15 protein-coding genes are annotated in these 14,852 nt (G+C 64.7%); 6 read left to right on the forward strand and 9 right to left on the reverse strand.

Annotated features, from left to right (window positions below):
• Window positions 1-39: 39 nt before the first annotated feature.
• Window positions 40-918: a LysR family transcriptional regulator gene (locus BHE01S_RS11205; protein ID WP_042263914.1), complete on the forward strand. Its 879-nt coding sequence runs from the start codon at window positions 40-42 to the stop codon at window positions 916-918.
• A gap of 16 nt (window positions 919-934) precedes the next feature.
• Here BHE01S_RS11205 and BHE01S_RS11210 read toward each other — a convergent pair whose 3' ends face one another.
• From BHE01S_RS11210 to BHE01S_RS11220, 3 genes are read right to left on the reverse strand one after another with little or no spacing between them, the layout of a single operon-like run.
• Complete coding sequence (locus BHE01S_RS11210) at window positions 935-1,963, reverse strand: Zn-dependent oxidoreductase (protein WP_042263795.1); 1,029 nt, start codon at window positions 1,961-1,963, stop codon at window positions 935-937.
• 35 nt (window positions 1,964-1,998) lie between these two features.
• Window positions 1,999-3,207 carry a D-mannonate dehydratase ManD gene (gene manD, locus BHE01S_RS11215; RefSeq protein ID WP_042263798.1) on the reverse strand — a complete coding sequence of 403 codons (1,209 nt, stop codon included), beginning with the start codon at window positions 3,205-3,207 and terminating at the stop codon, window positions 1,999-2,001.
• Between the two features lie 19 nt (window positions 3,208-3,226).
• The gene (locus tag BHE01S_RS11220) at window positions 3,227-3,958 is read right to left on the reverse strand and encodes a GntR family transcriptional regulator (RefSeq protein WP_042263800.1); all 732 of its coding nucleotides are present in this window, start codon (window positions 3,956-3,958) and stop codon (window positions 3,227-3,229) included.
• A 136-nt stretch (window positions 3,959-4,094) separates the two neighbouring features.
• On the opposite strand from BHE01S_RS11220, the gene BHE01S_RS11225 reads away from it, so the two are divergent.
• The 3 genes from BHE01S_RS11225 (at window position 4,095) to BHE01S_RS11235 (ending at window position 7,446) form a co-directional block, all read left to right on the forward strand.
• Window positions 4,095-5,570 (forward strand): mannitol dehydrogenase family protein, encoded by a 1,476-nt coding sequence (locus BHE01S_RS11225; RefSeq protein WP_042263801.1) that lies wholly within the window; start codon window positions 4,095-4,097, stop codon window positions 5,568-5,570.
• Window positions 5,571-5,612: 42 nt separating this feature from the next.
• Window positions 5,613-6,914: an MFS transporter gene (locus BHE01S_RS11230; protein ID WP_042263803.1), complete on the forward strand. Its 1,302-nt coding sequence runs from the start codon at window positions 5,613-5,615 to the stop codon at window positions 6,912-6,914.
• A 304-nt stretch (window positions 6,915-7,218) separates the two neighbouring features.
• Window positions 7,219-7,446 (forward strand): hypothetical protein, encoded by a 228-nt coding sequence (locus tag BHE01S_RS11235; protein ID WP_042263805.1) that lies wholly within the window; start codon window positions 7,219-7,221, stop codon window positions 7,444-7,446.
• Between the two features lie 127 nt (window positions 7,447-7,573).
• On the opposite strand, the gene BHE01S_RS11240 is transcribed toward BHE01S_RS11235, so the two are convergent.
• The 3 genes from BHE01S_RS11240 to BHE01S_RS11250 all read right to left on the reverse strand — a co-directional run bounded on the left by BHE01S_RS11240 (window position 7,574) and on the right by BHE01S_RS11250 (window position 10,039).
• Window positions 7,574-8,587 carry a zinc-binding alcohol dehydrogenase family protein gene (locus BHE01S_RS11240; protein WP_042263807.1) on the reverse strand — a complete coding sequence of 338 codons (1,014 nt, stop codon included), beginning with the start codon at window positions 8,585-8,587 and terminating at the stop codon, window positions 7,574-7,576.
• A 19-nt stretch (window positions 8,588-8,606) separates the two neighbouring features.
• Window positions 8,607-8,918 carry an antibiotic biosynthesis monooxygenase family protein gene (locus BHE01S_RS11245; RefSeq protein WP_042263809.1) on the reverse strand — a complete coding sequence of 104 codons (312 nt, stop codon included), beginning with the start codon at window positions 8,916-8,918 and terminating at the stop codon, window positions 8,607-8,609.
• A 221-nt stretch (window positions 8,919-9,139) separates the two neighbouring features.
• Window positions 9,140-10,039 (reverse strand): LysR family transcriptional regulator, encoded by a 900-nt coding sequence (locus BHE01S_RS11250; RefSeq protein ID WP_042263812.1) that lies wholly within the window; start codon window positions 10,037-10,039, stop codon window positions 9,140-9,142.
• Between the two features lie 270 nt (window positions 10,040-10,309).
• Between BHE01S_RS11250 and BHE01S_RS11255 the strand changes: the two genes are divergently transcribed.
• On the forward strand, window positions 10,310-11,164 hold the full coding sequence (locus BHE01S_RS11255) for an urea carboxylase-associated family protein (RefSeq protein WP_042263917.1): 855 nt from the start codon (window positions 10,310-10,312) through the stop codon (window positions 11,162-11,164).
• 17 nt (window positions 11,165-11,181) lie between these two features.
• Here the strand turns inward: BHE01S_RS11255 and BHE01S_RS11260 are convergent, their stop codons facing one another.
• Both BHE01S_RS11260 and BHE01S_RS11265 read right to left on the reverse strand, forming a co-directional pair.
• Entirely contained in the window at window positions 11,182-11,619 is a 438-nt protein-coding gene (locus tag BHE01S_RS11260; protein ID WP_042263814.1) for a PRC-barrel domain-containing protein, read from the reverse strand.
• 243 nt (window positions 11,620-11,862) lie between these two features.
• A complete protein-coding gene (locus tag BHE01S_RS11265) occupies window positions 11,863-12,288 on the reverse strand; it encodes a Fur family transcriptional regulator (RefSeq protein ID WP_042263815.1) in 426 nt (141 codons plus the stop codon).
• Between the two features lie 183 nt (window positions 12,289-12,471).
• Here BHE01S_RS11265 and BHE01S_RS11270 point away from each other — a divergent pair, with 183 nt between their 5' ends.
• Complete coding sequence (locus BHE01S_RS11270) at window positions 12,472-13,683, forward strand: polysaccharide pyruvyl transferase family protein (protein ID WP_042263816.1); 1,212 nt, start codon at window positions 12,472-12,474, stop codon at window positions 13,681-13,683.
• Here BHE01S_RS11270 and BHE01S_RS11275 read toward each other — a convergent pair.
• Window positions 13,678-14,595 (reverse strand): LysR family transcriptional regulator, encoded by a 918-nt coding sequence (locus tag BHE01S_RS11275; protein ID WP_042263817.1) that lies wholly within the window; start codon window positions 14,593-14,595, stop codon window positions 13,678-13,680. The genes BHE01S_RS11270 and BHE01S_RS11275 overlap by 6 nt on opposite strands.
• Between the last annotated feature and the right edge of the window lie 257 nt (window positions 14,596-14,852).

Consider the following 14,852-nt stretch of genomic DNA (forward strand, 5'->3'; position numbering starts at 1 on the left):
TAAATTGCACCCTGCCCCAGGAAAACTTATGGCTTGATCATGCGAACGTATCTGCCCCTCAATGCCTTGCGCGCCTTCGAATCGTCCGCGCGGCACTTGAGCTTCACGCGCGCGGCGAGCGAGCTGAACGTCACCCAGGCGGCCGTGAGCCAGCAGGTCCGCACGCTCGAGGAGCGGCTTGGCGCGACCCTCTTCAAGCGTCTGCCGCGCGGCCTCGCGATCACCGACGAAGGTCTCGCGCTGCGCCCCGTGCTCACCGACGCATTCGACCGCATCGAAGCCGTGTTGCGTCAATTCGAAGGCGGCCACTTTCACGAGGTACTGACCGTGGGCGCCGTGGGCACTTTCGCGGTGGGCTGGTTGATGCCGCGCCTGAAGTCGTTTCACGACGCGCATCCGTTCGTCGAGCTGCGCATCATGACGAACAACAATCTCGTCGATCTTGCGGGCGAAGGCCTCGACTTCGCCATCCGGTTCGGCGACGGCACCTGGCCTGGTTCGCGCGCCGCGAAGCTGTTCGACGCGCCGCTCACCGCGCTCTGCACGCCCGATATTGCCCAGCGCCTGGATAGTCCCGCCGATCTCGCCAACGAAAAACTACTGCGCTCGTATCGCGCCGACGATTGGGCGCTCTGGTTCGAGGCCGCCGGGCTCGCGCCGCGCCCCGTGCGCGGGCCCGTATTCGATTCGTCGCGGCTCATGGTGGAAGCGGCGATGCAGGGCGCGGGCATCGCGCTCGCCCCGGCTTCCATGTTCGAGCGCGATCTCGCGGCGGGCAGGCTCGTGCGGCCCTTCGATATCGAAGTGCAGGCAGGCAGCTACTGGCTCACGTCTCAAAAGGGGAAGACGGCGACGCCCGCCATGCGCGCATTCAAACAATGGCTCGTGAAGGAAGCCGGCAGCGGAGAGGACGCGTGATTGCGCAGTTGTCGTGTTACGCGCCGAAGTCGAGCAACACCTTGCAGGTTTCGCGCGGTTTGTGCTCCGCCAGCTCGAACGCGTTGCTCACCTCGCGAAAATCCACCTTGTGCGTGATGATCGATTCCGGCGTGACGAGGCCGCGCTCCAGCCAGTCGATCACGGTCGGGAACATCGCGCAGTTCAGGCGCGAGGCGCACAACGTGAGCTCCTTTTTCGTCAGCTCCTGCTGTGCGATGGCCGAAGGCGTCGACGAAAAACCGAGCACTCCGATACGTCCTGCGGGCGCCGCGAGCCGCACCGCTTCTTCGAGAATGGACGGATGGCCCGCCGCGTCGAAAATCAGCGTTGGGCCGTCTTCCACGCCGCGCGCGCGCAGCGCGTCGGCAAGCGGCTCGTTGCGTGTGTTGATCGTTTCGTCGACTTGCGCCCCGCAGCTGCGTGCGAGCTCGAGCCGTTCGTCGAGCTGATCCGCAATGAACGCGCGCAAGCCGTACACGCGCTTGAGCACCTGCAGGATCGTCAGCCCCACGGTGCCCGCGCCGTAAATCAACGCAACGTCGCTTTCCAGCACGCCGGTGCGTGCCGTGACGTTCGCCGCCACGGCGAAGGGCTCCACAATTGCCGCGCACGATTGCGCAATACGCTCGGGAATGCGGTACGCGTTGCGTGCGGGCGCACACACATACTCGCTGAAACCGCCGTCGCGATGCACGCCCAGCACGACGAGATTGCGGCACACATTCTGCCGCCCGATCTGGCATGCGTGGCAATGCCCGCAGCTGATGACGGGATCGACGGCCACCAGTTCGCCCACGCGCGCGGCATCGACATCCTCGCCCACGGACTCGATGCGGCCCACGAACTCGTGGCCGATGATGCGCGGATACGTCACGAACGGATTGTGCCCCCGATAGATGTGCAGGTCCGAGCCGCAGATGCCCGCATAACGCACGCGTACCCGCACCTCCGCCGCTGCGGGCGTGGGCAGGGGCACTTCGCGCACGGCGAGGCTGTTCGGTCGATCGACGACGACGCTCAACATAGCAGACGCTTCCATGTCTATTTGATCAGATATGCTTACCAGTTCCACATCGACCCGTCGCGCAGGCGGGCGACCGGCAGATAGGCGCGTTCATAGGGATACTTCGCGGCCAGCGTCTCGTCGATGTCCACGCCGAGCCCCGGCGCGTCGTCCATCACGAGAAAACCGTTCTCGAAGCGGTACTGATGCGGGAACACCGCGTTCGTGAGCGCGTTATGCGGCATCAATTCCTGAATGCCGAAGTTCGGCGCCCACAGGCCGAAGTTCACGGCGGCGGCCATACAGACCGGCGAAAGATCGGTGGCGCCATGAAAGCCGGTGCGCACCTGGTACATGGCCGCGTAATCGGCAATGCGGCGCATATGCGTAATGCCGCCCGCGTGCACGATGGTCGCGCGGATATAGTCGATGAGCTGCTCGCGGATCAGATCCTTGCAGTCCCAGATCGAGTTGAACACCTCGCCCACCGCGAGCGGCGTGCTCGTATGGCTGCGAATCAGGCGGAAACTCTCCTGGTTCTCGGCCGGTGTCGCGTCTTCCAGCCAGAAGAGGCGATACGGCTCGAGATCGCGGCCAAGGCGCGCGGCTTCGATGGGCGTGAGGCGGTGGTGCGCGTCGTGCAGCAGATGCGGGCCGAAGCCTACGGCCTCGCGCACCTTGCGAAAGAGTTCGGGCGTATGGCGCAGATAGAGCGCCGTGTCCCACGGCTCCTCGGGCGGCAGCCCCTTCTGGGCGGGCTCGTACTCGCCCTTGACCTTGCCCACGCCATACACCTTGTCGAGACCGGGCACCCCCGACTGCACGCGAATCGCCTGGTAGCCCTCCTCCACATGCTGGCGCACCGCGTCGATGGCTTCCTCGTGGTCGCGCCCGTTTGCATGGCCGTAGACCATCAGCCCTTCGCGGCTCTTGCCGCCCAGCAGCTGATACACGGGCATGTTCGCGAGCTTGCCCTTGATATCCCAGAGCGCCATGTCAATCGCGGCGATCGCCGTCATCGTGACCGGGCCGCGCCGCCAGTACGCGCCGCGATAGAGGTATTGCCAGATGTCCTCGATATTGCGCGGGTCGCGGCCCACGAGACACGCAAACACGTGATCTTCGAGGTACGCGCGCACGGCCAGTTCGCGGCCGTTGAGCGTCGCGTCGCCGAGACCGTACACGCCTTCGTCGGTCACGATCTTCACGGTCACGAAATTGCGGCCGGGGCAGGTGACGATCGTCTGCAACCGTTCAATCTTCAATGGCTCTCTCCACTCTCTTTCATTCGACGAAATAGTCGGGCACGCGCGCCTGCACTTCCGGCAGATGCGAGCCCACGCGGTCGATATGGCTCGCCACCGTCGCGCCCAGTTGCGCGAAGTTGCGCGAGGCCATTTGCGCGAGGATCAGCTCGTGCTCGCGCAGCGCGCGCTGCGCATGGTCCGCCACACGATCGAGCAGCAGCCAGCGCACACGGTCGAACTGGCGCTTCATGGGCTGCAGCATTTCCCAGACATGCGAGCGGCCCGCGAATTCGAAGAGGCGCCGGTGCATCAGCTCGTCGAGATCGAAAAAGCGATCGACGTCGCCGCGCGCGACGGCGTCGCGCTGGTCATCGACGATCCGGCCGAACTCCGAGAGCTGGTCGAGCGTGATGGTCTGGGCCAGCTGCACGTGGTTCGCGCATTCGAGCGTGCTGCGCGCGAAGCGTCCCTCTTCGAGCTGCGAAACGGAGATCGGCGCGACGATCGTGCCGACCTTGCGATAGATGTTTACGAGATGTTCGTCGGCGAGCTGAGCCAGCGCTTCGCGCACCGGCGTGCGGCTCACCTGCAGCGCCTCGGCGATCGCGGCTTCTGAAAGGCTTGCGTGCGGCGGCAGCGCGCCACGCACGATGGCGTCGCGCAGGAAGGCATGCACCTGCGGGCGATAGGAAGTATCGGGATTGGCGACGAACCCGCTCAGTGCGGCGAGGACGGTGCCCTCTTGCGGTTCGATGACGGTCTGGCTCATTGAGGATAACGGGAAGCTGTTTGTACCATGGTAGCAAATTCGCTTTTCGGTAACTGCATAGCGTTAACCCCGATAAAACGAGATAAAACATCGGATTAAGCTTCGGCCATCCGCACTCCTACCATGGTACACGGGTATGACGATATCCCTTCTGTGTGAGCGCTCACTAACAAACGCTGCGACGACGGTACGCCAACCGGGGTACGACCGCCAACGCGTGCGCCCCGGCATCGTCCATCTCGGGCTGGGTGCGTTTCATCGCGCGCACCAGGCGCTCTATACGGAAGCGCTGCTCGAGCGCGGCGACACGCGCTGGGGCATCGTCGGCGTGAGCCTGCGCGAGCGGCGCGTGCCGCAGGCGCTGGCCGCCCAGGACCACCTCTATTCGGTGACCGAGCGCAGCGGCGAGGTGGCGGCGAGCCGCGTGGTCGGCGCGCTGCGTGGCTCGCTTTACGCACCCGAGGCGATGGACCGGGTGCTCGGCACGATTGCGGACCCCGGTGTGGCCATCGTGAGCCTGACGGTGACCGAGAAGGGCTACAACGTCGCGCCCGCCAGCGCCGACCTGGACGCCGGCGACCCAGCCATCCGCCGCGACCTCATGACACCCGAGGCGCCGCGCACCACGCTTGGCGTACTTGCCGCAGGCATCCGCAACCGCCCGGTGAGCGCGCCGCTCACGGTGGTCTGCTGCGACAACATGCGGGCCAACGGCGACACACTGCGCAAACTGCTGATCCAGTATGCGCAGCAGTTCGACCCGGCGCTCGCGCGCCGCATCGGCGAGACGATCGCGTTTCCCAACACGATGGTCGATCGCATCGTGCCGGCCGCCACGCCCGCGTCGCTCGACGCGGCTACCGCGCGACTCGGCCTGCGCGACGAAGCCGCGATCGTATGCGAGCCGTTCACCCAGTGGGTCATCGAAGACCGCTTCAGCGGCCCGCGCCCCGCGTGGGAAGACGCGGGCGCGCTGCTCACGCGCGATGTGCAGCCGTACGAGGCCATGAAACTGCGCCTCCTGAACGGCTCGCATTCGGCAATTGCGTACGTGGGCCAGTTGCGCGGGCGCGAAACCGTTTCCGATGCAATGAACGATCCCGCCATGGCCGCCTTCGTACGCGCGCTGATGATCGAGGACCTGCTCGCCACCGTGACGGTGCCGCCCGGCTTCGACGTTGCTTCGTATTGCCAGGATCTTCTGGCGCGCTTTGCCAACCCAACGCTTGCGCACCGTACCAGCCAGATTGCGTCGGACGGCACGCAGAAAGTGCCGGTGCGCTGGCTACCCGCGTTGCGCGAGAGCGTGGTGCGTGGTATCGAGCGTCCCCATCTCGAACGCGCGCTCGCCGCCTGGCTCCACTACCTCGCGGCCGAACGCAGCGACGCGGGCACGTCGCTCGTCATCAGCGATCCTGGCGCCCCCGGGCTCGCCGCGAGGTTGCGCGGCGCGAGCGCGGCGCTCGACGCCGTGCAAGCCGCACTCTCGCACGCGAGCGTATTTGGCGCGACGCCCTGGCCGCAGGCGTTCGCCGAACGGCTCGCCCGGCATCTGCAATCGCTGCGCCGGCACGGCACGAACGCGCTGCTGGCCGGCCCCGCGCCGGCTTGAAGCCGCACGCGTGCCGATATCTTTAGAGACTGGAGACCGAACATGAAGCAACGCACGATGGGATGGGTAACCGTATTCCTGTTATTCCTCGTCTACGGCATCAACTACCTCGACCGGGTCGCGCTCTCGATCACTGCGCCGCTCGTTCAAAAGGACCTTGGCATCGATGCGGCGCAGATGGGCATTGTGTTCAGCAGTTTCTTCGTCGGCTATGCGCTTTTCAATTTCGTGGGCGGCATCGCAAGCGACCGGCTCGGGCCGAAGATCGTGTACGTCCTCGCGGTCGGCCTGTGGTCGATCTTCTGCGGGCTCACGGCCGCGGCCGTGGGCTTCGCGAGCCTGCTCGTGCTGCGCGTGCTGTTCGGCATGGCCGAAGGGCCGCTCTGCGCCGGCGCGAACAAGATGGTCAACAACTGGATGCCGCGCGACATCGCGGCGACCTCCATGGGGCTCCTGAGCGCCGGCTCGCCGCTTGGCGGCGCGATTGCCGGCCCGGTGATCGGGCTGCTCGCGATCAGCTTCGGCTGGCGCCCGGCGTTCTGGATCATCTGCGCGATTGGCCTCGTATGGTGCGTCGCATGGATGCTGCTCACCGCCGACCGTCCTTCGGAGAGCCGCTTCGTCAGCACGCTCGACGAAGCCGAGCCCACACGGCGGGGATCGAGCGTCGCGCACACGACCCACACGGTGCCCGAGAGCGCCGCCGCTGCGCCGCTCTCGACATGGCTGCGCCAGCCGCTCGTGATCGCGACGGCCGTAGCGTTCTTCGCCTATAACTACGTGCTGTTCTTCTTTCTGAGCTGGTTCCCGAGCTACCTCGTGCAGGCGCATCACCTCAACATTCGCGAGATGAGTCTCGCCACCGTCGTGCCGTGGCTCGTGGGCACCGTTGGCCTCGCGGCGGGCGGCGCGATCTCCGATGCGATCTTCCGCTGGACCGGCAAGCTCATGCTTTCCCGCAAGCTCGTCCTTTCCACTTGCCTCGCGGCGACGGGCGTGTGCGTGGGCGTTGCGGGCCTCGTGCATACGGCTGCCGCGGCCATCGCGCTGATGTCCATTGCGCTCTTCCTGCTCTATGTGACGGGCGCGCTCTACTGGGCAATCGTGCAGGACGTCGTGCATTCCGCCAAGGTGGGCAGCGTGAGCGGCTGCATGCACTGCGTGGGCAGCCTTTCGGGCGTGATCGGGCCGGCCGTGACGGGCTTTCTGGTGGAGCGCAGCGGTTCGTTCGCCACGGCGTTCGCGCTGGCCGGCGTGGTTGCGCTCACTGGCGCGGTGCTCTCGGCCATTTTCATTCGCGACGCCCGCAAGAGCGCGGCTCTCACGGACAAGGCGTATTCGTAACCAGCGCGTAACCAGCGCGGGTGCGGGCGGCGACGTCATATCGGCATCGCGAGCCGGAGTGAATGCACGCACGCGCTTCTTTCATATCGTGCAATGCGCGCCCGGTGTATGCAAATTCCGCGCTTGCGGAGGCAGGCCGGCAATTGCACATGGAAGGAGACCTTCTCTTATCGTGAAAGACATCACGTAAGTCATTGAACAACAAGCCAATTTCGGCGCCAAAAACCCGCAGGGAAGGTGTCCTTCACTGCGATAGACTGAAACCAATGACGCTTCTTATTCGCTTGTTATTCAATGGAGATTGATGATGGACGTGTATATCGAACCGTTACCGAGAGGCCAATGGGGGCCCATCGATGGCTACGCCCTGGAGTTCGCGGACGGCAGCAAATTCGCCGAGAACATCTTTCGTTCCGAGCTTCTCGCGATCAGCGAGATCGTCCTGCGGGGCTATAAGCCGCTGCTGGCCAAGGTCCGCATTACGGACAAGCACGCCAACGCGCACTGGAAACGCCCCGACACTTCGCGCTGAGGCGCTCGCGCTCGACGGCGTGGTTTGCCGTCGAGCCGTTCAGGCAACGAGCCCAACCGCTTCCGGCGGGTCGTGAGCACGGCCGGTTGTGGGTTCGACTGTGCACTCGAGTACCGAACCGCGTGATTTAAAAGCCTTCGAGCACGAGTTTGCCGCGCGAGCGGTTGGTTTCCACGAACTCGTGCGCCCGGCGCAGGTTCGCCGCATTGATGGTCCCGAAGCTCTCATTGAGGGTCGTGCGCAACACGCCTTCGTCGATGAGCGAAGCCATGCGCTCGAGCAGGCGGTGCTGTTGAATCTGGTCCTTCGTCCCGAACATCGAACGTGTGTACATGAACTCCCAATGCAGGGCCACGCTCTTCGTCTTGAGCTTGCGGAAATCGAACAGCTCCGGGTCGTCGATCAGCGCGACATGCCCCTGCGGATTGATCGAAGCGACGATCTCGTCGAAGTGACGGTCGGTCTGATTCAGGCTCGCGATATAGTCCACGCCCTCCATACCGATACGCTTGAGTTCCTGCGAAAGCGGCTTCGTATGATCGATGACGTGATGTGCGCCCAGCTCGCTCACCCACTTCGACGTTTCGGGCCGCGACGCCGTGCCGATCACCGTGAGGCCGGTGAGCTTGCTTGCCAACTGCACGAGCACCGAACCCACGCCGCCGGCCGCGCCGATCACGAGCAGCGAGTCGCCGGACGGCACCGTGCCCTCAGCCACCCCGAGCCGGTCGAACAACAACTCCCAGGCCGTAATGGAGGTGAGCGGTAGCGCGGCCGCCTCGGCGAAGTTCAAGCTTTGCGGCATGTGGCCCACAATGCGCTCGTCCACCACATGCAATTCGCTGTTGGTGCCCGGGCGCAGCAGCGAGCCCGCATACCACACGCGATCGCCCGGCTTGAAGAGCGTCACGTCCCGGCCCACGGCGCGCACGACGCCGCTCGCGTCCCAGCCGAGCACTTTCGGCTCGCCGTTTTCGGGCGCCATGCGCGCGCGCACCTTCGCATCGACCGGATTCACCGACACCGCGTGCACTTCAACGAGCAGATCGCGCGGGCCCGGCTGCGGGTCAGGGAGTTCGAGATCGATCAGCGATTCGGGGTCGCTGATGGGGAGACTGCGGTAATAACCAATCGCTTTCATCGTGAATACCTCCGGGCAGTCAAATTGCGGGAAACCGGCTTTGTTGAACGAGGGGCGCGAAGTGATAAAGGTCGGGGTCGGCCGAGAAGTACGGCCATAGCGTGTGCAGGAAGGTCTGGAAATCGCCGTGCATCATGAACGCGCTCTGCGCGTCGAGCGAGTCCCATTCCACTTCCAGCACGTAGCAGCCTTCGTCTTCGCACTGCGGACCGAGGCGATGCCCGCGATAACCCGGCTTGTTCACAAGCAGCGGGCATACGCGCAGCCAGGCCGCCTCGAAATGCGAAATCTTGTCTGTTCGCAGATAAAAGCGGCCTATCGCGACGATCATTCAAGCCTCCGTGCCGTTCGTACTGATACGAATAATCGGCCAGTGCGCTCGGCGCGCATAGCGGCAAGCGGCGAATTCAGTTTCAAAACAGCTTTGAAGATCGAGAGGACGATCGGGCGGCGCAGCGATGGGAAAGGCGCATGCATGCCGGCGCCGATGGCGATCGGGCCGGTATCGGACCCGCGAGCGGACTTGCTGCGCGATCACACGTCAGGCAAGCGTCAGGCAAGAAACGCGGCAATGCGATCGCGCAGCCAATCGCGCAGTGCGTTGACCGTCGGCGAGAGCATCGTGCGGTGGGCACAGACGAGATGCAGCGGCGCGCCTTCGCCCTGAAACGCGTCGAGCGCGGTTTCGAGGCGGCCCGCCTTGATATCGGCGAGCACGTCCAGACGCGACTTGTACGCCAGGCCCTGCCCCGCCACGGCCCAGCGGCGCACGAGTTCGCCGTCGTCGCTGCTGCGGTCGCCTTGCACGTTCACGACGCTCGCTTCGTCGCCGCTGTAGAAGGTCCAGCGGTCGTGCAGCATGTCGCTCAGCGCGAAGCACAGACAGTTGTGGCGCGAGACATCGGCAGGCGTCGCGGGTTTGCCGTGACGCGCGAAATAGCCGGGCGCGGCGCACAGCACGCGCCGGTTTTCGGGCGCGAGCGGCAGCGCCACGAGGGAAGAATCTTCGGGCACGCCGTAGCGAACCGCCACGGCAACCGGCGATCGGAACATATCGGTCACATGGTCACCAATATGCACCTGGAGCGACACCGCAGGATGCTGCGCCTGAAAGTCGTCGAGCCAGGGCGCGAGCACGTTGCGCCCGAGGTCGGAGGGAATCGACAGCGACACCGTGCCGCCGATCATCTTGCGCCCATGCGCCACGGCGTTCTGACCGGCTTCCACCTGCTCCATGACGCCGCGCGCGTATACGAGGTAGCGCTCGCCGTCCGGCGTGAGGCGCAGGCTGCGCGTGGAGCGTGCGAGCAGGCGCGTGCCGAGTTCCGTTTCGAGGCGCTTGAGGCCCACGCTCGCCACGGCGGGCGTGAGATCGAGCTGGCGCGCGGCTGCCGAGAGGCTTCCGTTGTCCGCCGCACTAATAAAGATGACGAGGTCTTCCAGTCTGATCATGTACCGTCGCGTCTCGTTGGGCTGCGCTCGCCCCGGAAGCAGGCGCCGCAGTCATGAAGTAAGCGAACTGTACACGAAGGCGCCGCGCAAGCGCGGCAGGCCCAAACACGCAAAAGGTCCGCGACTCCCCGGCCTTCCCGCTGCTGAACAATCTTTGGCTTACCGTTGCGCGATTCCTATACTCCCCAGCAGACATCCCCCGAGGGTTCAGCCATGCACCATCGGCATCGCAAACGCGTGCACATGGGGTTCATACAGGAGTACGAGGCAATGCTGAATTATCCCGCCGCCTACCAGTCGACCAAGGGCTCCGCGCTCGACGTGAACAAGCCCTTTTACCGCCGCATCGCCGAAGAGCAGGATCAGCGCGAGCTAATCGAATCGATCGTTGTGCCGATACGCGCGGGGCAAGCCTGGAGCATAAGCGCGGGGCACGTGTTCCGCATCGTGACGATCGAAGGCCCGCAGGTGGCCGACCTCAACCTGTGGAACCGGCACGATCCGCGCGAGCGCATGTGGGCTTCGCGCACACGCCAGCTCCAGCAGGCGCACGTGAGCACCTTCGACCGCCTGTGGTCGACGCTGCCCTTCCTGCGACCGCTCGTCACCATCACCGACGACAGCCTCGCCGGCTACGGCGTGGACGAGCATGGCGGGCGCGTTCACGACTTGCTCGGGACACGGTGCGACCCCTACGTGAACCGCATGCTGACCGGTGAGGACTTTCATTTCCACTGTCACTCGAATCTCACGCGCGCCATCGCGCCGTACGGACTCACCGAATACGACGTGCACGACGTGCTCAATGTGTTCCAGTGCACCGGCCTGAATCTGGAGGACAAGTACTTCATGAAGGCCTGCCCGGCAAAGAAGGGCGACTACCTCGAGTTTTTCGCCGAGATCGACCTGTTGTGCGCGCTTTCGACCTGCCCCGGCGGCGACCTCTCGCTGCCAATGTGGGGACCCGATGCGCGCGACCCGCTGGAAGTCTGCCGGCCGCTCGGCATCGAGATCTACCGGCTGGCGCCGGCGCTGCTGGAGGGCTGGTCCTCGCCGCCTGTCGCCGAATATCGCGGCCTGCATGGTATGGCATTGCAGCAACCGGACTGGAAGTGCGGCTGCTGAATCGCGACGGAGATGGCTTACTGCTGCTTTTCGACCTTCTTCGGCTTCGGCGGCGACTCGACCTTCGCGTACTGGAACGCGGGCGTGGCCTTCAGCGCTTCCTTGGTTGCGCCTGGCAGATAGAGATTGCCCTGGCGCACGTCGAGCGATGCGATGGGCACGGCCACGTCGTGCGAGCCGACGCCGAGAAAACCGCCCGCCGAAACGATGGCCGCGGAAACCGAGCCGTCCGGCGCCACGATCAGGTCGCGCACGGTGCCGATCTTCACGTTGTCGTCGTTATAAACGGGCTTGCCGAGTACGCTCTTCTTCACGCTCCAGCCTTCGAGCAGCGCCTGCGACTGCTCGACCGAAACGCTCAAGGGCTGCGCGCCCGCGATCTGGGCATTCGCGCCGGCACTGGCCAGCACGGCGCTGAATGCGGCTACGGCCAACATCGTCTTGCGGAAAAGCATTTTCTTTCGCTCCTGTATTCCGGTTAGTTCGCCGCGCAGGTCCTTGCGAGTCAGTGCGAGACTGCAGGCGGAATGTCATGTTAGCCGGTATGGGGCGACGATGCGCTCAAGCTGCCGAGTTGCCGGGCGTCGGGCTCGTACAGGTACTCGCGGCGAGCGGCGTGGACGTGCTGACCTTCGACATGGAGCACGGCGCGATCGGGATGCAAAGCCTCCACGCCATGGTGGCCGCCACGCGCCCGTTCACGACGATGCCGCGGCGCACTGGGCGCAAAGCCCGAAAACGACGAGACTGGAATGCGTATAGCGAAAGCGCTTCGCCGCAGCGATGGCGGCGTGCTGTTCCTGCAGCGCGGGCTCGTCGATGTCCTCCACAGTCTTGCAGCTCTCGCACACGAGGTGCGCGTGCGGCGCGCCGCGTCCAAGCTCGTACACCACACGCGTTTCGCCAACCCACGTGCTGTCGAGCAGCGACGATTCCATCAGTTGTGCAAGCGCGCGATATACGCTCGCCAGGCTGCATTGCTCGACATCTTTTGCAATGCGGCGAAAGACCTGGTCGGCCGTCAGATGCTCGTGCGGTGCATCATGAAACACCTTCAGCACGGCCACGCGGCTGGATGTAGGGCGCAGGCGCGCGCTCTTCAGTTCGGAGTAGACCGTTTTCATACGCAGGGAAAACACGTCGGCAAGTCGGACAGTTTCCCCGAGAATGCTTAAGGCTTCCTTATGTCAGTATGGTGAGCCGCACGTTGCGGCCTGACTTGCGGCCCGATTTCACGCTGCGGCGCCGTCTGGATCGAAAAGTACGGGACTGGCGGACATGGAACAGAAGCACGGCCTGAGGCTCGCATGGCATCCACGCCCACGGTGATCTTCGGCGCGTTCGACCGGCACAACTTCGGCGACCTGCTGATCGCTCAGGTGGTGGCGCGCATGCTGCCGCGCCGCGAACTGCTGTTCGCCGGGCTCGCCGCGCGCGATCCGCATGGCGATGGCGGGCCTGCCGCAGTCGCACTCGCGCGCATTGCCGCTTTCTCGCATGAGCGCCGTGTGAACGTGATACACGCAGGCGGCGAACTGCTGACCTGCAATGCGTGGGAGGCCGCCGTGATGCTCGCACCGCCGCGGCGCGTGCCGGCGCTCATTGCCGCCGAACATGAATGGCTTCGCGACGGGCGCGCGTGGGCGCAACAGCATGTTGGCGTTGCGTCGCTCGCGCCATATGTGCTCTCGAAGTCCGCGTTGCCGGGCGTGTGCGTGAAGCACCTCTCGTTCAACGCGGTGGGAGGCGTCGATCTGGATGCGCGCAGTGCGCAGTTGGAAGCCGACGTGCTCGCCGCGCTGCAGTCCGCGGACGCAGTGAGCGTGCGCGACCGTCAAACCCAGGCGCTGCTCGCGCAACGGGGTATCGAAGCCCGCCTGATACCGGACCCCGCCGCCATGACGGCGGTCCTGTTCGGCACGGCAATACGCCGGCACGCCGCCAACCTGGCGCCGCGCGACGTGCGGCAGGCGTTCCCTCACGGTTATGCAGCCGTGCAATTCAGCGCCGACTTCGGCGACGACGCAACGCTCGATACGCTAGCGGCCCAGCTCGAACTCGCAGCGCAGGAGCATGGCCTGGGTATCGTGCTGTTTCGCGCGGGCGCCGCTCCCTGGCATGACGACCTGGCCGTGTACGAGCGGCTCGCGGCGCGACTGCGCGCGGCTCACGTACGCGTGTTTGCTTCGCTGAACGTCTGGGACATCTGTGCGCTGATCGCCGGAAGCCGCATTTATTGCGGCAGCAGCCTGCACGGTCGCATTGTTGCGATGGCGTACGCGCTTCCCCGCATCAATATCAGTCATCCTCAACATGCTTGCGAGGGAAACAAGCATGAGGCCTATGTGCGGACATGGGAAGCAGCAGGTCTCGCGGGTGTCGTGAATCCGGACAATCTTGCCGAAACGGTTGCCAATGCACTCGCGGCCGATGGCGAATCACTGCGCGAAACCGCATCCACGCTCGCGCGGCGGTATCGGACGGGATTCGAAACCATGCTTGCCGAGAATCGGCTATAGGGCGTGCGACGGATCCGTGAGGCGGCGGCGACCCGGCCCCCGGTCAGCCAGGCAGGCGCGCAAGTACGCAACGAAGCGCGCCGTAACGGGATCTTCCCGCATCGAAGGCCACGCGAGTCCCACGCGCCACTTCGCGTTTTTGCCGTGTAGCGGCAGTACCGTAGCATCCCGCAGCAGGTGGCGTGCGCGAGAAGGGATGAATGCCATGCCCACGCCCGCGGCGACCGACGTAAGGACCGACTGGATGTCTTCGGCCTGCTGCGTCACTTTCGGCACAAAGCGATGTTCGACGCACCATCGGTCGATCTGTGCGGCGAGCCCCGGCCCGCGTGTACGAACCAGCGAAATAAAGCCGATTTCATTGAGGACGTCGAGATCCGCCGGAAGGCGTGTGTACCGAAGGTGCGGCGGCAAGGCGAGCGCAAGTTGCTCGTCTACGACTTTGAACGACGAAAGGCCATCCGCGGGTGGCAAGCGAAGGAAACCGGCATCGAGCTTACCCGCCAGAAGACGACGCGTTTGCTCCGCGGAAGAAAGATCGCTCAGCGTAACGGCGACAGCGGGATGCTGCTCCCGAAAGTCAGCGATGAGCTTCGGCACAATCGTCAATACGGACAGGCAGATCCCGAGACGCAGATGGCCATGCCGCCCGCTGCTTGCTTCACGTGCGCGCAACAGGATTTCATCCGCGTCGCGTACGAGCGCCTGCGCATCAGCCAGGAACGTCTCGCCGAATGGCGTGAGCTGCGCACCGTGCCGACCGCGCTCGAACAGCCTGCCACCGAGGCTCGCCTCCAATGCGCCGATCTGCTTGCTGAGAGCCGGCTGACTCATGTGCAGCGCGTGAGCCGCGCGACTGAAATGGCGCAGCTCCGTAACCGTCAGAAACGTCCTCAGTAATTTCAGTTCCATTCGGAAAAGTAATCGTACGGGTAAGAACATTCATTTTACTAATCGATTGGCGAAGCGTTCAATACGGACGTGTTCCTCTCGAGAGTCATCCGCAATGCCAAATCGACGCGTGACAACTGACGGACCCCAGACGGCCCTTGAATCTGACGCCATCGGCAAAACGGCGGCCGGCGGCGAATCCGGCACACCCCTCGTCGACAACGCCGGTTCGCGTAAAGGGCGCAGTCGCCGTCCTCGCTTGCCCGACGTGACGCACG

It is taken from the genome of Paraburkholderia heleia NBRC 101817, from assembly GCF_000739775.1.
GTDB classification, from domain to species: domain Bacteria; phylum Pseudomonadota; class Gammaproteobacteria; order Burkholderiales; family Burkholderiaceae; genus Paraburkholderia; species Paraburkholderia heleia.